The sequence below is a fragment of the Vibrio sp. Vb1554 genome (genome assembly GCF_033344235.1).
The window spans coordinates 18,120-40,957 of sequence record NZ_JAWPOJ010000030.1 but is presented as its reverse complement, the minus strand read 5'-3'; the positions used below and the strand labels follow the sequence as shown (position 1 = coordinate 40,957).

Sequence of the window (22,838 nt, the reverse complement as noted above, 5' to 3'; positions counted from 1 at the left end):
AAAAGAGAATCAAAATGGAACAGAAAATCGTTAATATCGGCGACATTCAGGTTGCTAACGACAAGCCATTCACCCTATTTGCAGGTATGAACGTTCTTGAGTCTCGTGATCTTGCGATGCAGATCTGTGAGCACTACGTAAAAGTAACGGAAAAACTTGGTATTCCTTACGTATTTAAGGCGTCGTTTGACAAAGCAAACCGCAGTTCTGTTCATTCATACCGCGGTCCAGGTCTGGAAGAAGGTATGAAAATCTTTCAGGAGCTGAAAGACACTTTTGGTGTAAAGATCATCACGGACGTTCACACTGAAGCGCAAGCTCAACCTGTCGCTGACGTGGTAGACGTTATTCAGCTTCCTGCATTCCTAGCTCGCCAAACTGACCTTGTTGAAGCTATGGCCAAAACAGGTGCGGTTATCAACGTGAAGAAACCTCAATTTATGAGCCCTGGTCAAGTGGGAAACATCGTTGAGAAGTTCGCAGAGTGCGGTAACGACAAGATCATCCTATGTGAGCGCGGTTCTTGCCACGGTTACGATAACCTAGTTGTAGACATGCTTGGTTTTGGTGTGATGAAAAATGCTTCGAAAGGTAGCCCAATCATCTTTGACGTAACGCACTCACTACAAATGCGTGACCCATCAGGCGCAGCATCTGGCGGCCGTCGTGAGCAGACGGTTGAGCTTGCAAAAGCGGGTCTAGCGACAGGCATCGCAGGTCTATTTATCGAAGCGCACCCAAACCCAGACCAAGCGCGTTGTGATGGCCCATCTGCACTGCCTCTAGACAAGTTAGAGCCATTCTTAGCACAAATGAAATCGCTTGATGATCTGATCAAGAGCTTTGCAGATATAGATATCAAGTAAACGCCAGATGACTGGTGGTAACAAATACTATAGCCAACCGAGTGTTGGCTATTTTTTTATCTGAAAAGCCGTGAATTCTCAAACTTGTTACTGATGAATTTGTTATTGCTAAACAATGCATCATAATTATTAAATCAATGTGTTAGGGTGCACGTGGTTTTCAAATAGATCGAATGCTTAAAATGTGCTTCAGTAATCCCAATAAGAAAAAGGTAAATAAATGAATCAGCGTCTGATGATCAAAACTGTTTTGAGTGCCGCTATCTTGGCCTCGTTAGCTGGGTGTGCTACGCAACCTGCACCAGAATGGAATGCCGATACAACCTATAAATTGACCGTGTTGCACACTAACGATCATCATGGTCGCTTTTGGCAAAATCGATACGGTGAATATGGCATGGCGGCGCGTAAAACGTTAATCGATGATTTGCGCGAAGAAATACAGGCTGAGGGGGGCAGCGTGTTACTGCTTTCTGGTGGTGACATCAACACAGGAGTACCTGAGTCTGATTTACAAGATGCCGAGCCGGATTTTAAAGGCATGAGCAAAATTGGTTACGATGCGATGGCTCTAGGTAATCATGAGTTTGATAATCCATTGGACGTGCTATTCAAGCAGCAAGAGTGGGCAAACTTTCCGATGTTGTCTGCCAATATTTACGATAAAAATACTGGCAAGCGTTTATTCCAACCATATGCGATGTTTAAAAAGCAGGGCATTAAAATTGCGGTCATTGGCCTTACAACCGAAGACACAGCGAAACTTGGCAACCCTGAATTCATTGAACAAATTGACTTCCGTGACCCAAAAGAAGAAGCCAAGAAGCTGATTGCAGAACTGAAAGAAACAGAGTATCCAGATCTGATTTTTGCTGTCACGCATATGGGACACTATGAAAATGGTAATAGAGGCATCAATGCTCCTGGCGATGTGGCGTTAGCTCGTTATTTGAATGACGGCGATCTCGACATGATCGTTGGAGGACACTCACAAGAACCTGTGTGCATGGAAGGTCCAAACGTTATCAAAAAGAACTTTAAACCAGGTGATGAATGTCAGCCCGATAAACAAAATGGTACCTTTATTGTTCAGGCACATGAGTGGGGGAAATATGTGGGACGCGCCGATTACGAGTTTCGTAATGGCGAACTCTCGATGGTGAGCTACGATCTAATCCCTGTAAACTTGAAAAAGAAAGTTAAAGTTGATGGTCAGTCGCAACGAGTCTTGATCCAAGATGAGATTAAACAAGACGAAATGATGCTTGAGTTTCTTCGTCCTTATCAAGAAAAAGGTCAGGGCAAACTAAACGTGAAGATTGCAGAATCTAACGGTAAGCTTGAGGGTGACCGCAATGTGGTTCGTTACCAGCAAACAAACTTAGGTCGATTAATTGCAACGGCTCACATGGAACGTGCGAAAGCAGATTTCGCCGTAATGAATTCTGGCGGCGTTCGCGATTCGATTGCAGCAGGTGAGATTACCTACAAAGATGTGCTGACTGTTCAGCCATTTGGCAATATGGTCTCTTACGTTGATATGACGGGCAAAGAAGTATTGGATTACCTAAATGTCGTTGCAACTAAACCTGTCGACTCTGGAGCTTACGCGCAGTTTGCCGGCATTGCGATGAGTATCAATAATGGTGAGGTAACCAATGTGTTCATTGGTAATAAGCAACTTCGCTTAGATGGTAATTACCGCTTTACCGTACCAAGCTATAATGCTGCTGGTGGAGATGGTTACCCTAAAATCGACGATCATCCAGGGTATGTAAATACAGGTTTTACCGATGCTGAGGTTTTGAAGGATTATTTAGAAACACATAGCCCTATTGATGTTAATGAGTATGCCCCTTCAGGTGAAATCACGTATTTAGTTGATACGGCGATTGATCAGTAACCCAACAGATAAAAAGCGATTGACTCAAACTCGCTGATATCATTAACTAAAAGCGCAGATCCAATTCAATCTGCGCTTTTTGTTTTTATGAGGAGAATCTTGATGACTCCGGCCATTAATCTTGCGAAAAAGAAAAAAATTCCACACACGATTCATCAGTATGAGCATGACCCTAGAGCCGATAGTTATGGCTTGGAGGCTGCTGAAGTACTGGGGCAGGATCCGAAAACAGTATTTAAAACCTTGCTGTTCTGCTTGAACGGGGAGCCAAAGAACCTTGCGGTTGCGATTATCCCTGTTGATCAAAAGCTGAACCTAAAACTGGCGGCGAAAGCAGCGAAGGGCAAAAAGGCCGATATGGCTGATCCGGAAATCGCCCAAAAGACCACAGGTTATGTCGTTGGTGGAATTAGCCCACTAGGGCAGAAGAAAGCCTTACCTACTTTTTTGCACGAAAGCGCAGCAGAGCAAGACACAATCTGTGTGAGTGCTGGTAAACGTGGTTTAGAAATTGAGTTAGCCCCGAGAGATTTGCTGAGCTTAACTCGCGGTCAGTTTGCACCTCTTTGTTTGTAAACTCATGACAAATAAAAAGGACGCTCATGAGCGTCCTTTTTTGATCTTGCCTGTCAGTGAAGCGTTACTTCTTCAGACTCAATGTACCACCAGTGCGTTTAGCTGGTTTACTTGGTTTCGCGGCATTTGGGTTCATGTAATGCTGCTTGGGCTTACTCGGTGATTGAGGCTTGTTTACTGAATGCGTATTGCTTGATGCATCTGGTTTACGGTGTGATTTACCATGCTCGCCTTGCGGTCTGCTGCGTTCACCTTGTGGTTTCGCTTTGTAATGTTCTTTAGCTGGACGTCCGCCTTCATCATCACGCTGACGACGCTTTTGTTGACCTTTTTTCGAGTTTGGTGCATGACGGAATTCATCAGCATTGTTACCGCGGAAAGTTCGTGTCTTCTGGTTACGACGAGCAGTAGAATCTTGGTTTTCTTCACGGCTATCAAACAGCTTCGCGTCGGTCGCTTTACGAATGTTGCGACCTCTAGAGTCTGTTTTTGATGCTTCTTCTGTACCTACCGAGCCTTCACACATTGCTAGGATCTCTGCCACTTCTTCGTCACTTAGATAACGCCATTTCCCATTGGGAATACCATCAAGAGAGATATTCATGATGCGTACGCGACGCAGCTTGAATACTTCATAGCCCAGCGCTTCACACATGCGACGGATCTGACGGTTAAGTCCTTGAGTGAGCACAATACGGAAAGAGAATTTAGTTTCTTTCGTTACCTTACAAGGTAGGGTGACTGTGTCGAGAATCTTAACGCCACTCGACATCTGTTTGAGAAACTCGCCTGTAATTGGCTTGTCCACGCGTACGACGTACTCTTTTTCGTGGCTGTTGCCTGCGCGAAGGATTTTGTTCACGATGTCGCCATCGTTGGTCAAAAAGATCAGACCATCAGAGGGTTTGTCTAAGCGGCCGATCGGAAAGATACGTTTTTGGTGGCCGATGAAATCAACGATGTTTCCAGGGACGTCTCTCTCAGTTGTACAGGTGATGCCTGTTGGTTTATTGAGAGCGATGTAAATCGGCTTCTCTTTTGCTGCCACTGGCTTACCATCCACACAAACATCATCACCAGGTAGCACTTTTGTCCCCATTTCAGTTTTGTTGCCATTAATGGTGACACGGCCTTGCTCAATCAGTCTGTCTGCTTCACGGCGTGAGCAAAACCCCGTTTCACTGATGAATTTATTTAATCGTTTAGCGTTGTCTTGTGACATTTTTGTCTCCTAACGTTTCACAACGGCGAATGAAGCTCCCTTCCTTTAAGGGGAAGGAAGAATAAGGGCGGGCATTCTAGCATTAGGGTGAAATTTAGCCTAACCGTTTTTGGTGACGTTCGCGGGTTTCTAATTTCTTTTCCGCACTTTTTCTAAGTAGGACGTAAACGGCTCCAGTTCCACCGTGAAAGCGTTGCGCACTATGGACGCATTGGACTTCCTTTATTTGTCGTAGCCAACTGCTAACAAAGCTTTTCATCATTGCAGGTGGATTTGAGCGTTCTCCTCGACCATGGACGATAACGACCGTTCTAATGTCCATTGATAGGCATTGCTTTAAAAACGTCACGACTTCATCACGTGCTTCTTTCAATGTTTTACGGTGCAAATCCAAGCGAGCTTGGATTGGATACTTACCAAGGCGAAGTTTGCGGTAAACCCCGTCCTGTACACCATCACGTTTGAACTCAACAAAGTCCTCTGGCTTGAGCATTTCAGCGTGATCAAGTGATAGGTATTCTGGGTCATCTTCCGTTAACCAGATTGCTGCTTCTCGTTTTGCGAGCTGTGCTTCTGTTACTTGGTGTACTTTTTTGTGTTCGGTGGTGTCTTGAGTGATTGGCTTTACATCGCCCATCATCTGTTGAAATAGATCAAAATCGTCGTCGTGAGACATAGCAGTAATCTCATTAAGAACAGGGAAGAATAATAGGATTATATCAATGAGTGGTGCATTGAGATCAAATAAAAAACCGGAGTAGGCAAGTAACCGACTCCGGTGCAAAGCGTTTCTAGAGCTAAGCGAGATCTAGTGAGGAGATTTGTCGTTCATGATCTTGTATATGAAGAAACCGCCGTAAAATAACATCAGACCAATTGCCCCAAAAATTACTATCATTGACGATAGACCCACTGCATTACCAAATAGGAGATCAAGCCAAAAGTCCATACGTTTCCTCCAAGATGTTCCCGACAGGAATAAACTAAATGGCGGTGTCTTGTTGCACACTGATCTGGATCAATTATGTTGCTAAGGTTAATAAACTGTATTTTGTTGTGAGTTATCAGTCACATTTTACGTGCTAGTGTTCAGTTATTCATCAAACGAATTAAGACCTAAGGTTTTTTTGTAAAAAGCACTTGCGCCACAGTTCAGAATCCGTAATATACGCATTCGTTGACGGGGACAATTCCTCAGTTAAACATCTCGGTGAATAGCGCAGCTTGGTAGCGCATCTGGTTTGGGACCAGAGGGTCGGGGGTTCGAATCCCTCTTCACCGACCACTTTTAGAAAGCCTGCTCAATGAGCAGGCTTTCGTCGTTTTTAGCGCTAGTAATTTTAGACTTCAATAGTATCGAATCAAATTGGGGTTCGCCTGATGTTCGAATATGGCACTTCACCGACACGTATTGAGAGGAAGGCTCTACAGAAATGTAGGGCCTTTTCATTTTTTAGAGTGAGTAAATTTATTACTTGATGTCACACGAGATAGTATTGATAGGAGTTTCAGAAGTAGTGAAGCAGACATAAGCGGTCTTTGGGTGATTTGGACCAATCTTGACGTAACCCGCTTTTAAATCGTCTTCATCAAACGTTACTGAGTGAGATTTGCTTGTATTTCCATCATAGTAAACCGCTTCAAAGCCTTGGTTCATCATATGTGCAACGCGATTTCGAGTGTGGGCTGTTGAAAACGTGATGTTCGCGCAACGCATCATTGGTTTTTCGGTAATAAGAAATTGACCACTCTCTTTATCTAAAACACCGCCTTTTACTTCCGGAGTTATATCAATAGCTTGAAAAGCTTCTACGTTGCATGGCGGTTTAGCATAAGACAGCGAAGAAGTGAGCATAATTCCAATCGTGTATAGGAATAAATATTTAAATTTCATATGAGTTGTTTTGTATCCACTTAGCTTAACGGCGTTTTATAAGAAAGTTTGAATGAATTTTAAATGGTTGTATTTAAATAATTGTATTTAAATGGCATTTTTCAAACAATCACTAGATATCACAATTTGCTTGGCGCGTCTTACCCAGTGGTTTGATGTTAAATCCCCGATTTTTAAGCAGTTCAATCAGGTTATCTTTACCTACTAAATGCAAGCCACCAACAACAACGGTGTAACGACCCGATTGCTGAGGTAGAACACTGCCAGTGTCGAGTTTTTTAGCCCAATCTCGATTACGCTCGTATAAAAAGGCTTGGTTAAACTCTTCTGTTGTATGATCGGTCAAAGAGGCTTCGACCAACATGCTACCATCACCACTCTTCCAACTCTCTATCAAGCATTGAACCAACTCTTCTCCGCCATCATATTCTTCAATTGATGAGAGAAGTATCTCTTTACCGCCTTCTGATTGACCTGCGATTAAATCGATTTGGAATTGCACGGACTCCAGTGGAATGACCGGGATTTGCTTTTTATCAGCGAGTCCTATTAAGTGCATGTCGACCCCTTTATCAGAGACATACCCCAGTTTGTTGACTAAAGCGAGTTGGATGGTGAATGCTGCCATCCAAGGTGGGGAATTTAGGAGTTGAGTTTCTGGCAAACCTAAATCTTGGGCAATTTCAATTAAGTGGCGACGTTGAGCTCTGTCTAAAACATCTTTAGAAAGAATGGTTGTTTGTGGGTAAACCAAGCCTTCAGAATTCCTGACGTCTGCTTCAATAATCAACCCTGCGCTTTGGCTTAAATGCTGGATGACCGTTCTAGGGAGTGGGTACATCGTTTTATCCCCCACATGTACCGAGCCAATAATCATAAGTTCGGTTTCCCCTTTTTTCGCTAACCAATGCTGTGGCTCTGCATAAGAGGAAAAAGGAGTCAAAGTAACAAGTAGAGATGATATGAGCGTCAAGAGACGAAACATAGAATGGTCCTCAGATAAGATACCTTTAAACTTTATACGCAAAATAGCGTGAGGTTAAGTGCAATTTCTCCAGTGGGGTATTCGACAAAATCGTCATTTCTAAAAATATTGACGAGTTTTGACGACGAATAAATGAGAGTCACTTCACGAAAGGTAAATAGGTAATTCGCTTACTAATGGTTCACAAAATAATTAGGCGTGATCCAAATCTTACAAAATCAGTCGTAACTCATGAATATAAGTGACCTAGATCGCAGCAAACTCGTCAAAACAAGTTGTTCGATTTTGACGTGTATTGTAACTCCATGAAAATTAGATTTTTATTGTTTTTGCTGAGTGTCATTTTTTGAGCTGGATCACTTCCTATTTCTATTTATTTTACGCTTAGAAATAACAGGTTGTATGTTGAATGTAACGGTTAGATACCTCGCATTTGAGGGGCCGAGATTTTTATCATTGTCGTTTTGAACCACTGACTTTTTTGGGGAAGTAAGATGTTTAAACCTAGTCTGATTGCTGTTTCTGTTATCACTACATTAGCAGGTTGCTCTGCGCTGCAAAGCTCTGAACAACAAGTTGTAAATTCGTTGGCTAATAATCTTGATATTCAATACCAAGTGTTGACTAACCACGGTGCAAACGAAGGTCTTGCTTGTCAGGACTTAGGGGCTGAGTGGGCGTCTTGTAACAAGGTAAACATGACGCTGGTTAACCAAGGTGAAGCGGTTGACTCAAAAGATTGGGCTATTTACTTCCATAGCATTCGTCTGATTCTGGATGTTGAAAACGAACAGTTTAAAATCTCTCGCGTAACGGGTGATCTACACAAACTAGAACCAACAGATAAGTTTGATGGTTTTGCTGCGGGTGAAGAGGTTGTGCTTCCTCTTGTTGCTGAATACTGGCAGCTATTTGAAACTGACTTCATGCCAGGCGCTTTCGTTGCTGCACCAAATGCAGAGCCTAAGATGATCGCTTCTCTTAACACAGAAGACGTTGCATCTTTCGTGACTGGCCTTGAGGGTAACAACCTAAAACGTACGCCAGATGACAACAACGTATTTGCGAGCGCTGTGTCTCGTTTCGAGAAGAACGAAGATCTAGCAAAACAAGACGTATCAACCACGTTACTACCAACGCCAATGTCTGTTGAAGCAGGTAAAGGTACGGTAGATATCGCGGCGGGTATTGCACTGCCTAAAGACGCATTCGATGCGGCTCAATATGCAGCAATTCAAGGTCGTGCAGAAGTGGTAGGTGTGGATGTTCGTGGTGATCTTCCTGTAAGCATCACTGTTGTTCCTGCAGACTTCACCGGTGAATTGGCAAAATCTGGTGCTTACGAAATGAGCATCAAAGGCGACGGTATTGCGATTAAAGCGTTTGACCAAGCAGGTGCTTTCTACGCAGTACAATCTATCTTTGGCCTGGTAGATAGCCAAAATGCTGATTCTCTACCACAACTGTCTATTAAAGATGCGCCGCGTTTTGATTACCGTGGTGTGATGGTGGACGTGGCTCGTAACTTCCACTCTAAAGACGCGATTCTTGCAACGCTTGACCAAATGGCCGCGTACAAGATGAACAAACTACACCTTCACCTAACGGATGATGAAGGCTGGCGTTTAGAAATCCCGGGTCTGCCTGAGCTGACTGAAGTGGGTGCTAACCGTTGTTTCGATTTGGAAGAGAAAAGCTGTTTACTGCCTCAGCTTGGCTCAGGTGCAACGACAGACAACTTTGGTTCTGGCTTCTTCAGCAAAGCAGACTACGTGGACATCTTGAAGTACGCGAAAGCACGTAACATCGAAGTGATTCCTGAAATCGATATGCCAGCACACGCTCGTGCAGCAGTGGTATCAATGGAAGCACGTTACGACCGTCTAATGGAAGAAGGTAAAGAAGCAGAAGCGAACGAGTACCGCCTGATGGATCCTCAAGATACATCGAACGTAACGACGGTTCAGTTCTACAACAAGCAAAGCTTCATCAACCCATGTATGGAATCTTCAACTCGCTTTGTTGATAAAGTGATTTCAGAAGTAGCAGCAATGCACCAAGAAGCGGGCACGCCGCTAACAACATGGCACTTTGGTGGTGACGAAGCGAAGAACATCAAGCTAGGCGCTGGTCTGCAAGACATCAACGCAGAAGACAAAGTAAGCTGGAAGGGTAACATTGATTTGTCTAAGCAAGACAAGCCATTCGCACAGTCACCACAATGTCAGACGTTAATTGCAGACGGTACGGTAAGCGATTTTGCTCATCTACCAAGCCACTTTGCAGAAGAAGTGTCGAAGATGGTGGCAGAGAAAGGCATCCCAAACTTCCAAGCTTGGCAAGATGGCCTTAAGTACAGTGAAGGTGAGAAAGCGTTCGCAACAGAAAACACGCGTGTTAACTTCTGGGACGTTCTTTACTGGGGTGGCACATCATCAGTGTACGAATGGTCTAAGAAAGGTTACGACGTTATCGTTTCTAACCCAGACTACGTATACATGGACATGCCGTACGAAGTTGACCCGAAAGAGCGTGGTTACTACTGGGCAACGCGTGCAACAGATACTCGTAAGATGTTTGGTTTTGCACCAGAGAACATGCCTCAGAACGCAGAAACCTCTGTAGACCGCGATGGTAACGGCTTCACTGGTAAAGGTGAAATCAAAGCGAAACCTTTCTATGGTCTATCAGCACAGCTGTGGTCTGAGACAGTACGTAACGACGAGCAATACGAGTACATGGTATTCCCTCGCGTACTGGCAGCCGCTGAACGTGCATGGCACCGTGCTGATTGGGAAAACGACTACAAAGTGGGTGTTGAATACTCGCAAAACTCTAACCTAGTAAACAAAGCTGCGCTAAACCAAGACTACAACCGCTTTGCGAACGTACTTGGCCAACGCGAACTGGCTAAGCTAGAAAAAGCGGGTATCGACTACCGCCTACCTGTACCAGGCGCGAAAGTTGAAGAGGGTAAACTGGCAATGAACGTTCAGTTCCCGGGTGTGAAGCTTCAATACTCTCTAGACGGCAAGAACTGGCTAACTTACGTAGATAATGCTCGTCCAAATGTGAAAGGTGAAGTGTTTATCCGTTCTGTGTCAGCAACCGGTGAGAAAGCAAGTCGAGTGACCAGCGTGAAATAACTCGATTCTTGTAAGTTAATTTTTTGGCAAAGCCTCAACATCATGTTGGGGCTTTCTTTATTTTTTTAGGAAATTAAGCGTGATCGATGTCTAATTATTTTTCATTGATAAATAAGTTTTGGGTTGTAATGGTCAAGGTTATTGTGAACCGGATCGACTTAATCTGATAAATATCAATAAATTATCTGTTTACGATCACACTTCTATTTTTTGATAATTTTATAAAAATACGGTAAGTGCCTGTATTTTCCATGTTTTTATCAGGGTTGTTGAGCTTCGTTTTGAACAAGATCACTTTTTAAAATGTTTTATTTTCCATCGCGAATTAATTGAAACAATATTGCGAACGCCAAGGAGGCACATTCCAAAGTTTGCGATAAAAGGGAAGAGATGCCCTCTAAAACTATCGCATAACGTGAATAAATAAAGGCAGTAATTATGAAAAACATTTTTGCACTGAGTGCTCTTTCTCTCGCTTTCGCTTCTAGCGCTTTTGCTGGTTCTTCTTACGTAACAGGTAATGTTCAATTCCACGATGATGGTCGAATTCATGGTTCGGACGTTACGTCTACACTGGAAGCTGGTCATACTTTTGATAACCAATTCGGCGGCTTTACGGTTTACACCGAATTTGATGGTATTCAGTTGGGTAAACTGGAAACAGAAAACGGTGGCGCAGGTAACACAACACCAGCAATCACTGTGGGTGGTGAGCAGTCATTTAATATTACCGATCATTTATGGGTTGCCGCGGGTTACCAACACCTGTTCTCTGCTGGCGAGAATGTACAGTACCGTCCATTGGTTAAGATCGGTTACAACTTCGATAACGGCATCTCCTTAAGTAACCGTACTCGTGCGCACATTGATGCGACAGACGCAGATGCGGATACAGATTACCGCATGGACAACCGCATCGGTTACGTGATGAATGAGGATGTGACGCTAAGCTACAACAACGTCTACATGATTGAAGCGGAAACCATGGACCACGAGCTTCGTGCAACGTGGACTCGTAAAGGTGTTCAACCTTACTTTGAGTTCCGTAGTCAAGCACACGGTGCAGAAAACGCGAGTGGTGACAGCCTAGTGAATAACGCTTTTGTATTTGGTGCCTCTTACGGCTTCTAATTTTATATTTGTCTTAACTGTCCATTAAGAAAAAGCCCAGCGGTTTATCTCGCTGGGCTTTGTTTTTATTGGTCGTTGCCTTCGTGGTGGCTATATTCGAACACTTGGCCTTTTTCGTTAAAGGCGTAAACGGTGTAGCTGTCTTTTTTGTCGCCATATTCCATACCAGGGGAGCCCATTGGCATGCCTGGTACTGATAGGCCTTTTGCGTTACGTGGTGGATTTTTCAAAAACGCTTTAATGTCTTCGGCTGGAATGTGACCTTCAAACAGATAGCCGTTGATCTCTGCCGTGTGGCAAGAGTAAAGCTGTTCATTCTTGATGCCTAGATCGCGTTTGATGGCGTTCATGTCATCGTGCAATTTTTCTTCGACCGTAAAGCCGTTCTCTTCCATGTGTTTTGTCCATTCTCCACAACAGCCACAGTATGGCGATTTATGGTTAATGACATCGGCTGCCAATACGTTGGCGGACACGGTCGCAAGCATTGCAAAGGTCAATAGTTTCAACTTCATAATACCCTCAAAAAGAAGTGGTTATTTTACTGAAAACAGTCGTAGTCGATTTGCATTACTAACGACAGTAATTGAAGACAGTGCCATTGCCGCTCCTGCGACAACAGGACTGAGCAAAAATCCAAACGCTGGGTAAAGCACACCAGCGGCAACTGGAATACCCAACGAGTTGTAAACAAAGGCACCAAATAGGTTTTGCTTCATGTTCTTAAGTGTAGCGCGAGAGAGTTCAATCGCATGTACTACCGCCATTGGTGACGTGTTCAGGATGGTCATTTGCGAACTTTCAATGGCGACATCACTGCCGCTACCCATGGCAATACCTAGGTTGGATAACGCGAGAGCAGGGGCGTCGTTAATGCCATCCCCCACCATTGCCACGACATGTCCTTGAGATTGAAGTTGCTCAATGTGCTGAGCTTTCTCATCTGGCATTACTTGGGCAATCACTTCATCAATACCAAGTTCTTGGCCGATAGCATTGGCAACGTGTTGGTTATCGCCCGTCAGCATTACCGTTTTGATGCCTTGCGATTTTAATGCAGAGAGCGCTTGCTTCGCATCTGATTTGATCGGGTCGGCAATGGCGATCAGACCGATCAGTTCGCCGTTCAATGCCACAGCTACCGGAGTCCACGCATTTTTTGCGCATTCATCGATGGCAGGTTTTAGTGCGCTGGTCTCGACGTTCTCTGCTTGCATAAATTGAAGCGAACCAATGAGTAGCGGTTTATCTTGATACGTCGCCCAAATGCCGCGCCCGCGAACGTTCTCAAACTTGTCTAATGAGACATCCTTTGCGTCGTGTCGTTTGGCGTAATCACATACCGCTTTTGCCAGTGGGTGCTCAGACTGACGCTCTGCCGCATACGCTAAAGCCAATAGATCTTCTTGGCTGGTGGCGTGAGTAAACACTTTCTGAACGCTAGGTTTACCTTGGGTAAGCGTGCCAGTTTTGTCGAACACAACCGTGTCGACTTTGCTTGCCAATTGCAGGGCGTCGGCGTCTTTGATCAGAATGCCGAGCTCTGCGGCTTTACCCACTCCCACCGTGACAGAAAGCGGGGTTGCTAAGCCTAGAGCGCAAGGGCAGGCGATGATCAGGACGGTTGTGGTGACCACCAGCATATAACTCGCTTTTGGCTCTGGGCCAACGGCAAACCAAACGAGCGCGGCCAGTATTGCTATGCCAACAACGACAGGGACAAACACCGATGAAATCTGGTCTGCCAGTTTCGCGATGGCTGGCTTACTGCTTTGCGCTGTGCGCACCATGCGGATGATACGAGCCAGCATGGTATTTGCGCCAATGCCCGTTGCCTCAATGACTAATCCACCATCGGTATTTAATGTACCAGCAGACACTTGAGCCTCTTGCGCTTTTAACACTGGTACTGGTTCACCAGTGAGCATCGACTCATCAATGTATGATTCACCTTGAATCACAACACCATCAACAGGCACTTTCTCGCCTGGTTTGATACGCAGTTTCATGCCTAGCGTGATTTGCTCAACCGTTATTTGTTGATCGCCTTGTTCCGTGATTACCGTAGCTTGCTGAGGTTGCAGGTTAATCAGAGCTTGCAATGAGCGTGTTGTGTTTGCTTTGGCTTTTGCTTCTATATAGTGACCAAGAGAAATTAAGCCGATGATCATTGCACTCGCTTCAAAGTACACGTGGCGTGAAGCAAGAGGGAACCAGCCTGGGAAAATCACCACAAGCATCGAATAGAACCACGCTGCGCCAGTACCGAGCGCGACTAACGTGTCCATGGTGGCGCGCTTGTGAGTAGCAGCTAACCAAGCGTTACTGAAGAAGTGTTTCCCTGCTGTGGCAAGAAGGAGTAAACATACGATACCGATCACTCCCCAAGCTAATTGGTCGTTGGTGTTGCGAATCATCATATTGCCGCCAGCAACGCCCCAAATCATTAAAGGGGCTCCGACGACAAGGCCAGCAATAGCATCCAGTTTAAAGCGTTTTTGTTGCTGACGTTGTTGCTGTGCTTGCTTTTCTTGCTGGGTTGCGGCGTCTTGTAGGATCTCTGCTTGGTAACCGGCTTGTTTTACCGATTCAACAATTGCGTTAAGGAGGTCATCAGAGTCTTGGCTTGCGAATACTAGTGCGCTTTGTTCTGCAAGGTTGACCTGTGCTTTCTCAACACCTTCCACGTTAGTAAGTGCTTTCTCTACTGAAGATACGCAACTCGCACACGTCATGCCTTGAATCAGCATTTGCAATTGAATACTCGCTGGTGGCACCTGCGTATCTTTAATATTGCTTTGCTGTTCTACCTGTTCGGTCTCTGGTGAGCTTTCGTTCTCTACTTCAACAGAATCAAGGTTGGCGGTATAGCCGAGTGTTGCTATTAAGTCGATCACTTGTTGCTCGGAGAGGAGGGTACGAATCTCTAAGTGCGTTGTTGAAGCCTCAAAAGAAATAACGTCTTGATTAGATTCTAATAAAGATGAAAGTTTTTTGACGCAACCGCCACAGCTTAAGCCTGAAAGGTTTAGTTCGTAGTGATTTCCTGCTTGGTAACCAAGAGATTCAATCGACGAGACGAGCTCTTTAAGAGAAGACTCGGTTTTGACCTCTACTTGCGTCGGGGACAAATTGAGGATCTCCACATCGTGATTCGCATGTAAAGCATTCTCAACTTTTCTCGCACAGCCCATGCAGTTGAGCCCTGATAAAGGTATAACTAACTGATACATAATCTGCACCTCAATAGTAGTGATGCTATGAGCTTAAACCTTCCTGCAAGGGTAAGGTCAATACCCATTTGCTACTCACAACAATTTCGTCAAAATCTCTCGAATCCCACAAGTGCACGGTCATTTTACTTGCGAGTGATCTCAAGGTTTTTTCTCTTTGAATATAAAGTTCCGTTAAAACACCTAAAAGATGAATGAAGTCGCTCACGTTTTTTAGATGCTCTCAATGTCAGTTCAGTGTCAAAACGTACTTTTAACGTTTTTTATTTTTTATATTTGATTTTAACTAATTGTTTTTTATTGATTTATTTTATTTTTGATCTTCTCATTTTGAAGTCGCTCAGATTGCTGTAGGGAAAGTTTTTTAGTGCGAAAAAAGTTTGTCATATTTGCCCCGTCCAAACACTGTTTCAAGTTCCTGCCATGTCCTAGTTAGTGAATTTGAAAATGGAAAAAACTAAAAATATAGGGGTTTATAATGTCTTACCTAAAGAAAAGCCTACTTGCCACGGCAATTACCGGCATGATGTTCAGTGGTGCTGCATTTGCTGATGGTGCAAACAGTGACGCAGCAAAAGAGTTTCTAACCAAAGATTCATTTTCTTATGAAGTTTACGGAATCATCGCGATGCAGGCCGCGTACCGCGATTACGATTCTGGCAGCAAAGCAACGGACGATGATTTGGGTGGCATGCAGCTAAACAACGAGTCTCGTATTGGTTTCCGTGGTAAAAAACAATTTGCTAACTTCGACCCTACTTTTATTTGGCAAATCGAAGGCGGTTATGTAGACCCTAGCTTTGGTGGCGAGGGCGCAGGTCTTGGTGAACGTGACACATTCGTCGGTTTTGAAAGTGCATCTTGGGGGCAAATTCGCCTGGGTCGCGTTTTGACACCTATGTACGAATTGGTTGACTGGCCAGCATCTAACCCTGGCCTCGGCGATGTATACGACTGGGGTGGTGCTATTGGTGGCGCCAAGTACCAAGACCGTCAATCAAACACTATCCGCTGGGACTCTCCAATGTTTGCTGACAAATTCTCCCTAGATATCGCAGCTGGTGCAGGTGATAAAGCAGGTCTAGGTGAAGGGGATGACTACTGGGGTGGTATCGCAGCACACTACAAAATTGGTCCTATCCAGTTAGATGCGGCATATGAAGGTAACCGTAATATCAAGATGGAAAGCCAAACGTGGGAAAACAACACGTACTTGGTAGGGGCACAAGGCTGGTTTGATAACGGGATCTCTTTCTTTGCGCAATACAAATACATGGAAGCGGACGCAAGCAATGGTGTGAGTGAAAAGCAAGATGCAATGTCTGCCGCTATCATGTACACCACGGGTGATTGGCAATACAAACTGGCTTACGCCGCTAACTTTGATCTCGAGCGTGATGGTAAGAAAATTAACGATACAGCGGACGATGTGTTATCTGCACAAGTTATGTATTTCGTAGACCCATCGGCAGTGCTGTACGTACGTGCTCGTACTCTAGACTTTGGCGACGGTGCGTCTCAATTAGATAAACCAACAGAAGCACGTTGGAAGTCTGCTGACTACGACGAGTTCTCTGTAGGTGTTGAATACTACTTCTAACTAAAGAAGCAGCTAAAAGGGCGGAAACGCCCTTTTTATCTTGATACTTATTCAAATAAGCCTTTGAAATGACTGGCCTGTAAATTTTAGAGGCTTATCTAAATTGGTATAAAGTGAGAAACCATGATGAAAAAAACAACGACACTTCTCGGACTTTGCGCAATGCTTTCGGCGCCAGCTTTTTCTGCTCAACTCACTCTGCAATCTGAATTAGTTCCTCGCGTTCTCAACGGCGAGTTCGTCTACCCTGAGTGGATATCCAAGAACAACAGCATCGAGTTAAAGGATGGGGAAAACCAATTGGCGGTAACGGTTGGACAAATCGTATTTGAAGATGGAAAGCGCCGTAAATTCGATTCGCAGCCGCTGGTATTAGAGTTTGATGCAGAAAAAGACACCGAGCTTTCTCTGACTTATCAAACATTCCGTACTATTGAAGAGGCGAGAGCGTTCGAACTCGATCCTAAAGTGGTATTGAAAGACAAAAACGGAAAAGAAGTGGCATTCTCTATGGTTCAACTTCGTAAAGGTGGTTTGCACGGTTTTCGTGATTATGAACGAGAAGTTGCCGACTATAATAACGCAATGAATAAAGAATCGACTAAGGCAAGCATTGCGTCTTCTCCAGCGGAAACCAAAACAATCAAAGCATCGTTTAATGAATTGAGCCGTGAAGAGCAGCAAGAATTTATGCAATGGGCAATGCGTAACCTGAAGTAATTTCGTCTCGTGCTTTAACAGTAAATAGCAGGGCTGTGCCTTTTTGGTTCTGCCCTGTTTTTATTTCTGTTGTCAAACCGATTGTAGAATTGACTTACGGTGGTAAAATGTCGCCACTTTTATCCTTGACATTACAACGAGAGATCTCTCGTTGCTCATTACCCCTAAGGAACTCAAATGACGGTTAAAACTCGTTTTGCTCCTAGCCCAACTGGCTATCTACACGTTGGTGGTGCGCGTACTGCACTTTACTCTTGGCTATACGCTAAAAACCAAGGTGGTGAATTCGTTCTACGTATCGAAGATACAGACCTTGAGCGTAACTCTCAGGAAGCGGTTGATGCAATTCTTGAAGGCATGGAATGGCTAGGCTTGGAGTGGGATGAAGGTCCTTACTACCAAACTCAACGTTTTGACCGTTACAACGAAATGGTTGATAAGCTTCTTGCTGAAGACAAAGCTTACAAATGTTACGCGTCTAAAGAGCTGCTAGATGAAATCCGTGCAGAGCAAGAAGCAAATAAAGAAATGCCTCGCTACGATGCTAACCATCCAAAAATCAAAGCAGCAAACGAAGCGGCAAAAGATGGTGATCCATGTGTTATCCGTTTCCGTAACCCGAAAGAAGGCAGCGTAGTATTTGATGATCAAATCCGTGGTCGCATTGAAATCCGCAACGATCAAATGGATGACCTAATCATTCGTCGTACAGACGGTTCACCTACTTACAACTTCTGTGTAGTAGTGGACGACTGGGACATGGGTATCACTCACGTTGTTCGTGGCGAAGACCACATCAACAACACGCCTCGTCAAATCAACATCTACGAAGCACTAGGTGCGCCAGTACCTACATTTGCACACTGTGCAATGATCCTGGGTGATGACGGCGCGAAACTGTCTAAACGTCACGGCGCTGTATCAGTCATGCAATACCGCGATATGGGCTACCTGCCTGCGGCACTAAACAACTACCTAGTACGCCTTGGTTGGTCTCATGGGGACCAAGAAATCTTCTCTCAAGAAGAGATGATCAATCTATTTAGCCTAAACGCAGTATCTAAGTCAGCGTCTGCTTTTAACACTGACAAACTGCAATGGTTGAACAACCACTACATCAAGAACTCAGATCCTGCGTACGTTGCTGAGCATCTACAATGGCATCTAGACCAACAAAAACTAGACGTAACGAATGGTCCTGCTATTACTGACGTGATCAAGCTGGTGGGTGAGCGTTGCAACACACTAGTTGAGCTAGCTGAGCAAATCCGTTACTTCTATGAAGATTTCTCTGAGTTTGAAGCGGGCGCAGCGAAGAAACACCTGCGTGGCGTGGCTAAAGAGCCTCTAGAACTTGCATTAGCGAAAGTGGAAGCACTAACTGAATGGACGACAGCGAACATCAAAGATGGCGTTATCGCAGCAGTATGTGAAGAGTTGGAAATCGGCATGGGCAAAATCGGTATGCCATTACGTGTTGCTGTAACAGGCGGGGGTCAGTCTCCTTCTGTCGATGCAGTAATGGAGCTGGTTGGAAAAGAGCGCTGTATTGCTCGCATTAAGATGGCGCTTGAGTTCATTGCTGAGCGTGAAGCAAACGCATAATTGCTTTGAACTGAACGTTCTTTTGAATAAATAGTCACAAAGCCGCGGTGAGCAACCGCGGCTTTTTTGTATCTTCAATTTAGATAACGAGAAACTTTCTCTCATATTGGTGAATGAAGAGATGGTTTCACCTGTAATTTACCTCAATATGGATAAGATTTTTTAATCCAAATATCGTTGGCATGAATAAAAAACGAGCGATTATATATCAAATATCTGATTGATTTTTATCCATGTTCCTTAAAGTTCCATTTTATTTGTCTCATTTTTAAGAAAAATATTTGCTTTAGCTATGTTGTTCCAAAAATTAAAGCAAACGTTTGCGTCGTGGTTGCGTGGGGATTTTTTTGCTTAAGATCACATGTTGTCGAGATTTTTGATGACAATAAATTGACAGAATTGGGATTTTTCTCGCGATTTCTTAGCGTTATAGTTCATCCCGTCAGCGATACCGAGATGGCGATATGTATCACTGAACAGGAAATGTACGTAAGTTGCTTCCATAAAAAAAATGCATGTGCATAAAAAGAAGCTGACTAAGTATCTCACTCAAGGAATGAATAAAAAGAATTGAAATACAACGTCAGTCAGACGGCGCATTTCGGCATCTAACAAAAGAACTTCTTTAGAGGAATCAATAATGAAAAAATTAGCAGCGGTAATTTCAGCGTCTCTACTTATGGCTTCAGCAGCACAAGCAGAAGTATACGTTGGTGGTAAGATGGGTAAGTCATGGATGGAAGACGCGTGTGTAGCGGGCCAGGCTTGTGACAAAGACGATTCTACTCTTGGCGCTTTTGTTGGTTACGAAATGAATAAATACTTCGCAGTAGAAGCGGGTTTCGACAACATCGGTGATTTTAACCAAACTTCTTTCGGTGGCCACGTAGAAGCGATCACTCTTGCTCCTAAATTTAGCCTACCAATCACTGAAGACATCGCACTTTACGGTAAAGTGGGTGGCGCTTACGTAATGTTTGATGGCAAAGATGATTACTCTTACCTAGGCGCAGCTGGTCTTGAATTCAACCTAAGCCAAAACGTAACAGCTCGTGCGGAATACCAAACACTGACTGACATCAGCAACGATGTAACTCGTGCGACAGGTAACACTGCAACACTAGGTGTTTCTTTCAAATTCGGCGGCAACGATGAGCCAGTAATCGTAGAAGAGCCAGTTGTTGTTGAAGAAGTGGTTGTAGAAGAAGTGGTAGAAGAGCCAGTTGTAGTTACGAAAACATTCGAAACTCAAACAATTGGTACAGGTAGCTTCGATCTAAACAGCACAACTCTAAAACCAGAGAGCGCTGCAAAACTTGATAACCTAGTTGCTTTCCTAAACGAGCACCCACAAGCGAACGTTGAAGTTGTAGGTTACACAGATACGTCTGGCCCAGCAGCTTACAACCTAAAAGTTTCTGAGAAACGCGCTGAGTCTGTTGCTAACGCACTCGTTGAAAAAGGTATTGATTCATCACGTATCCAAGCTCGTGGCGAAGGTGAAAACAACCCAATCGCTTCAAACGACACTCGTGAAGGTCGTCAACAAAACCGTCGCGTAGAAGTCGTTGTTCCAGAATTTGAATACCAAGTTCAGCAATAAGCTCCTATTCGACCGTAGTATAGAAGACTGAAGCTGAAAGCCCCAAAGAGTTCGCTCTTTGGGGCTTTTTATTTCTCTTTAAAAACTGACTGAAATGTTCAAAGTGGCCAGGTATTATTTAAGATCAATGCTGTTTAAACGCCCCATGAATGTCAGGATCTCCAAGTTATCTTTATGTGCTTCTAACAACGCTTTTTTGGTTTGCATGTAGGCGGCAAGTTTGCCGTACTTACTAATAGAGCGAACCACCGTTTTATATTTATACTCACCGTCATCATTGAACTCTCGCCACTTGGCGATGTAACACGTATCTCGGTTGTCAGGGTTTTCAAGAGTAGGGTTAGGCTTGTGAACGATTTTAGGCTCAACGCTATGTGGAAGCCTGGTCATTAGGTAAGGGTCTTTCAAAAGACGTCGCCAGAATTTGCCCCACATTTGCCGGCCTAACTCGTTTCTCAGCTTAATGGCTTTTTGTAAGCCTTTCTTTTCTCCAATACGAACAAATCCTACCGAGCGGTGTAGTACCGTATCCTCGGGGGTATGGATATGTATCTTAAAGGCTGTCTTGCCTTTAGAAATAAAGCGGTGTCCAGTGTTAGTTATTAAATTGCTCTTAGACATAGTGCTAACTAATAATTTTATTAATAGCTAAAAGGGTAAGCAAAACTCATAGATAATTAAAGTAATAAAATACAAAACTGTAAATAGGGCTTGTTGAAATGATTTCAAGGGGAAGAAGTCAGATCAGTAGAAGGGTTTATCCCGTAACCGAAACACCCGATCCGATCATATTGATTACTGGGAAGATTATCTAACACGGTGTACTAGGGGGAGCAGTGCGAGGCTTGAAATTGAAGATACAAAAAAGCCTTAGCTCAAGTGGGAGCTAAGGCTATGATATGGCGCCCCCAGTAGGATTCGAACCTACGACCTGTCCCTTAGGAGGGGACTGCGCTATCCAGCTGTGCCATGGGGGCGTAATACCAATAGTTGCAGTTCATTGCACTGTTTTACTGAGTTCAAATCTAGCAATCTACCAGATCTGTATCAGCATCACGTTGAACGATTCGCTACGGTCATTGGTATAATCAAATAAGATGCGCTGCCTATGATATTCAAAAGTGAGCATATCTCAAGACTTAATGTTTGCTTTTATAGGATCTTGTTCATTACGTCGCCAATTTGAACGCTAGATGCTAAATTTGGCTGATCAATCGTCAGTTCCGCTTCGTGTTCGTATATGCGTGATACCGTTAATGTAATTTCGCTTTGCGAGACTTTGTTTCTTGGCAATCCATTTTGGTCGATAAACGACGCGGTGTGCCAAAGCTGCAATTTGTCTCCCTCTTTTACGCCGTGCATACGGCCGAGATCCATCGTTACGGTATTACCGAAGACTGCCACAACCTCTGGCAGTGTAATTTTGCAAGATAGCTCCGACTCCAGATCCAACATAATATTGCGACTAACGCGAAGCATCATCTCGCCATAGGTCGATGCCCAAAAACGTGCACTACGAGTGTCCACTTGACTCGTCTTAGCAAATGGCCAACGCGCGACCTCACGGTAGGCTTTGTTGAAGATTTCATGGCCAGTTTTACCATCAAATACTTTCATTTCTAACGCAAACTGACGATTGATGATGTCATCTTGCAATAGTTGAGATTCGACCGTTGCAGTGAGATCGGTAATGACCCCTCCAATGATGTATTGTGCGCCATTGTCTTGCGCGATCATTTGAGTGCGAGCAGGATAGTTGCTGCTTATTGAGTAGTCCGTTGTACCAACAGACACAAAGCTGCGTGAGGTTTGATCAAGTTGACGGTTCACTACGTGGCTAAAATCGTCACCAACTTGATAAATTTGTCCCATCACTGCTTGTTGTGGTGATGCGACCTCAATATTGCCGACCAGCATTGTCTTTTTGTATTGATCGGTGTGGCAACCCGTTGCCGATGGATAAATATCAACGCGGATTTTTACCTCGACTTTACCGCGACGTTTGCGTTCAGACTCCACCAAAATGTAACGGACTTCATGATTGGTAAACTGGTATTCGTTGCGACTTTCTTCTAATAGCGGCATCAAGTTGCTAATACTGCCAATATCTGCGCCCGAAAAATTGACGGCTTTGAACAGCGCGTCTTCCAACGCATGGAGCCTTGCCGTCTCTTCTGAAGAAACGATGGTGGCAACGCCTGTGACTTCATACCAAGATGCCATTACCTTAAAAGGCACAAGCATCACTAAAGTGATTGAAAACAGACTGTTTAATATTTTTTTCATTGGTTACAACCGTTCGGGTATAAATATTGCTTTAACAAATTCAGTGAAGTTTGGTGGGTTTTTCTTCG

The 22,838-nt window shown here is 44.2% G+C and carries 18 protein-coding genes and 2 tRNA genes; 10 read left to right on the top strand and 10 right to left on the bottom strand.

Going from position 1 to position 22,838, the window contains the following annotated elements; all coding sequences use genetic code 11:
- Window positions 1–14: 14 nt before the first annotated feature.
- The 3 genes from kdsA to ybaK all read left to right on the top strand — a co-directional run bounded on the left by kdsA (window position 15) and on the right by ybaK (window position 3,345).
- Window positions 15–866: a 3-deoxy-8-phosphooctulonate synthase gene (kdsA, locus tag R8N28_RS19730; RefSeq protein ID WP_005384095.1), complete on the top strand. Its 852-nt coding sequence runs from the start codon at window positions 15–17 to the stop codon at window positions 864–866.
- Window positions 867–1,086: 220 nt separating this feature from the next.
- Window positions 1,087–2,769 (top strand): bifunctional UDP-sugar hydrolase/5'-nucleotidase UshA, encoded by a 1,683-nt coding sequence (gene ushA / locus R8N28_RS19725; protein ID WP_005382230.1) that lies wholly within the window; start codon window positions 1,087–1,089, stop codon window positions 2,767–2,769.
- Window positions 2,770–2,871: 102 nt separating this feature from the next.
- Window positions 2,872–3,345, top strand: coding sequence for a Cys-tRNA(Pro) deacylase (ybaK, locus tag R8N28_RS19720; RefSeq protein ID WP_005382231.1), 474 nt, complete (start codon window positions 2,872–2,874; stop codon window positions 3,343–3,345).
- A gap of 64 nt (window positions 3,346–3,409) precedes the next feature.
- On the opposite strand, the gene rluF is transcribed toward ybaK, so the two are convergent.
- The 3 genes from rluF to R8N28_RS19705 all read right to left on the bottom strand — a co-directional run bounded on the left by rluF (window position 3,410) and on the right by R8N28_RS19705 (window position 5,516).
- Window positions 3,410–4,567 (bottom strand): 23S rRNA pseudouridine(2604) synthase RluF, encoded by a 1,158-nt coding sequence (gene rluF, locus R8N28_RS19715; protein WP_262635447.1) that lies wholly within the window; start codon window positions 4,565–4,567, stop codon window positions 3,410–3,412.
- Between the two features lie 94 nt (window positions 4,568–4,661).
- Complete coding sequence (gene smrA, locus R8N28_RS19710; RefSeq protein WP_005382233.1) at window positions 4,662–5,243, bottom strand: DNA endonuclease SmrA; 582 nt, start codon at window positions 5,241–5,243, stop codon at window positions 4,662–4,664.
- A 132-nt stretch (window positions 5,244–5,375) separates the two neighbouring features.
- Window positions 5,376–5,516, bottom strand: coding sequence for a DUF3149 domain-containing protein (locus tag R8N28_RS19705; RefSeq protein WP_005382236.1), 141 nt, complete (start codon window positions 5,514–5,516; stop codon window positions 5,376–5,378).
- 259 nt (window positions 5,517–5,775) lie between these two features.
- Between R8N28_RS19705 and R8N28_RS19700 the strand changes: the two genes are divergently transcribed.
- Window positions 5,776–5,852: transfer RNA gene (locus tag R8N28_RS19700), tRNA-Pro, on the top strand.
- A 186-nt stretch (window positions 5,853–6,038) separates the two neighbouring features.
- Here the strand turns inward: R8N28_RS19700 and R8N28_RS19695 are convergent.
- The gene (locus tag R8N28_RS19695; protein WP_005384085.1) at window positions 6,039–6,422 is read right to left on the bottom strand and encodes a hypothetical protein; all 384 of its coding nucleotides are present in this window, start codon (window positions 6,420–6,422) and stop codon (window positions 6,039–6,041) included.
- A gap of 151 nt (window positions 6,423–6,573) precedes the next feature.
- Window positions 6,574–7,446 (bottom strand): TraB/GumN family protein, encoded by an 873-nt coding sequence (locus R8N28_RS19690; RefSeq protein ID WP_005382001.1) that lies wholly within the window; start codon window positions 7,444–7,446, stop codon window positions 6,574–6,576.
- Window positions 7,447–7,940: 494 nt separating this feature from the next.
- Here R8N28_RS19690 and R8N28_RS19685 point away from each other — a divergent pair, with 494 nt between their 5' ends.
- Together R8N28_RS19685 and R8N28_RS19680 are read left to right on the top strand one after the other, a co-directional pair.
- Window positions 7,941–10,592, top strand: a complete 2,652-nt coding sequence (locus tag R8N28_RS19685) for a beta-N-acetylhexosaminidase (RefSeq protein WP_065274243.1) — start codon at window positions 7,941–7,943, stop codon at window positions 10,590–10,592.
- A gap of 438 nt (window positions 10,593–11,030) precedes the next feature.
- Complete coding sequence (locus R8N28_RS19680) at window positions 11,031–11,723, top strand: oligogalacturonate-specific porin KdgM family protein (protein ID WP_005382004.1); 693 nt, start codon at window positions 11,031–11,033, stop codon at window positions 11,721–11,723.
- Window positions 11,724–11,788: 65 nt separating this feature from the next.
- Here R8N28_RS19680 and R8N28_RS19675 read toward each other — a convergent pair whose 3' ends face one another.
- Window positions 11,789–12,238, bottom strand: coding sequence for a DUF411 domain-containing protein (locus R8N28_RS19675; RefSeq protein ID WP_005382005.1), 450 nt, complete (start codon window positions 12,236–12,238; stop codon window positions 11,789–11,791).
- Between the two features lie 21 nt (window positions 12,239–12,259).
- Window positions 12,260–14,956, bottom strand: coding sequence for a heavy metal translocating P-type ATPase (locus tag R8N28_RS19670; protein ID WP_042522772.1), 2,697 nt, complete (start codon window positions 14,954–14,956; stop codon window positions 12,260–12,262).
- A 478-nt stretch (window positions 14,957–15,434) separates the two neighbouring features.
- Here R8N28_RS19670 and chiP point away from each other — a divergent pair, with 478 nt between their 5' ends.
- From chiP to R8N28_RS19650, 4 genes are all read left to right on the top strand, one after another.
- Window positions 15,435–16,556: a chitoporin gene (chiP, locus tag R8N28_RS19665; protein WP_005382007.1), complete on the top strand. Its 1,122-nt coding sequence runs from the start codon at window positions 15,435–15,437 to the stop codon at window positions 16,554–16,556.
- A gap of 123 nt (window positions 16,557–16,679) precedes the next feature.
- Window positions 16,680–17,276, top strand: coding sequence for a DUF2057 domain-containing protein (locus tag R8N28_RS19660; protein WP_065274244.1), 597 nt, complete (start codon window positions 16,680–16,682; stop codon window positions 17,274–17,276).
- A gap of 177 nt (window positions 17,277–17,453) precedes the next feature.
- Window positions 17,454–18,881 (top strand): glutamate--tRNA ligase, encoded by a 1,428-nt coding sequence (gene gltX, locus R8N28_RS19655; protein WP_005384075.1) that lies wholly within the window; start codon window positions 17,454–17,456, stop codon window positions 18,879–18,881.
- A gap of 640 nt (window positions 18,882–19,521) precedes the next feature.
- Window positions 19,522–20,484, top strand: coding sequence for an OmpA family protein (locus tag R8N28_RS19650; RefSeq protein WP_005382010.1), 963 nt, complete (start codon window positions 19,522–19,524; stop codon window positions 20,482–20,484).
- Between the two features lie 114 nt (window positions 20,485–20,598).
- Here the strand turns inward: R8N28_RS19650 and R8N28_RS19645 are convergent, their stop codons facing one another.
- From R8N28_RS19645 to R8N28_RS19635, 3 genes are all read right to left on the bottom strand, one after another.
- Complete coding sequence (locus R8N28_RS19645; protein WP_005382011.1) at window positions 20,599–21,105, bottom strand: hypothetical protein; 507 nt, start codon at window positions 21,103–21,105, stop codon at window positions 20,599–20,601.
- A 279-nt stretch (window positions 21,106–21,384) separates the two neighbouring features.
- Window positions 21,385–21,461: transfer RNA gene (locus R8N28_RS19640), tRNA-Arg, on the bottom strand.
- A 175-nt stretch (window positions 21,462–21,636) separates the two neighbouring features.
- Window positions 21,637–22,770, bottom strand: a complete 1,134-nt coding sequence (locus tag R8N28_RS19635; RefSeq protein ID WP_005382012.1) for a flagellar assembly protein FlgT — start codon at window positions 22,768–22,770, stop codon at window positions 21,637–21,639.
- Between the last annotated feature and the right edge of the window lie 68 nt (window positions 22,771–22,838).

Excerpts from the sequence above, each read along its gene's own strand:
- kdsA (WP_005384095.1), top strand. The coding sequence starts at position 15 with ATGGAACAGAAAATCGTTAATATCGGCGACATTCAGGTTGCTAACGAC.
- ushA (WP_005382230.1), top strand. The coding sequence starts at position 1,087 with ATGAATCAGCGTCTGATGATCAAAACTGTTTTGAGTGCCGCTATCTTG.
- ybaK (WP_005382231.1), top strand. The coding sequence starts at position 2,872 with ATGACTCCGGCCATTAATCTTGCGAAAAAGAAAAAAATTCCACACACG.
- rluF (WP_262635447.1), bottom strand. The coding sequence starts at position 4,567 with ATGTCACAAGACAACGCTAAACGATTAAATAAATTCATCAGTGAAACG.
- smrA (WP_005382233.1), bottom strand. The coding sequence starts at position 5,243 with ATGTCTCACGACGACGATTTTGATCTATTTCAACAGATGATGGGCGAT.
- R8N28_RS19705 (WP_005382236.1), bottom strand. The coding sequence starts at position 5,516 with ATGGACTTTTGGCTTGATCTCCTATTTGGTAATGCAGTGGGTCTATCG.
- R8N28_RS19695 (WP_005384085.1), bottom strand. The coding sequence starts at position 6,422 with ATGCTCACTTCTTCGCTGTCTTATGCTAAACCGCCATGCAACGTAGAA.
- R8N28_RS19690 (WP_005382001.1), bottom strand. The coding sequence starts at position 7,446 with ATGTTTCGTCTCTTGACGCTCATATCATCTCTACTTGTTACTTTGACT.
- R8N28_RS19685 (WP_065274243.1), top strand. The coding sequence starts at position 7,941 with ATGTTTAAACCTAGTCTGATTGCTGTTTCTGTTATCACTACATTAGCA.
- R8N28_RS19680 (WP_005382004.1), top strand. The coding sequence starts at position 11,031 with ATGAAAAACATTTTTGCACTGAGTGCTCTTTCTCTCGCTTTCGCTTCT.
- R8N28_RS19675 (WP_005382005.1), bottom strand. The coding sequence starts at position 12,238 with ATGAAGTTGAAACTATTGACCTTTGCAATGCTTGCGACCGTGTCCGCC.
- R8N28_RS19670 (WP_042522772.1), bottom strand. The coding sequence starts at position 14,956 with ATGTATCAGTTAGTTATACCTTTATCAGGGCTCAACTGCATGGGCTGT.
- chiP (WP_005382007.1), top strand. The coding sequence starts at position 15,435 with ATGTCTTACCTAAAGAAAAGCCTACTTGCCACGGCAATTACCGGCATG.
- R8N28_RS19660 (WP_065274244.1), top strand. The coding sequence starts at position 16,680 with ATGATGAAAAAAACAACGACACTTCTCGGACTTTGCGCAATGCTTTCG.
- gltX (WP_005384075.1), top strand. The coding sequence starts at position 17,454 with ATGACGGTTAAAACTCGTTTTGCTCCTAGCCCAACTGGCTATCTACAC.
- R8N28_RS19650 (WP_005382010.1), top strand. The coding sequence starts at position 19,522 with ATGAAAAAATTAGCAGCGGTAATTTCAGCGTCTCTACTTATGGCTTCA.
- R8N28_RS19645 (WP_005382011.1), bottom strand. The coding sequence starts at position 21,105 with ATGTCTAAGAGCAATTTAATAACTAACACTGGACACCGCTTTATTTCT.
- R8N28_RS19635 (WP_005382012.1), bottom strand. The coding sequence starts at position 22,770 with ATGAAAAAAATATTAAACAGTCTGTTTTCAATCACTTTAGTGATGCTT.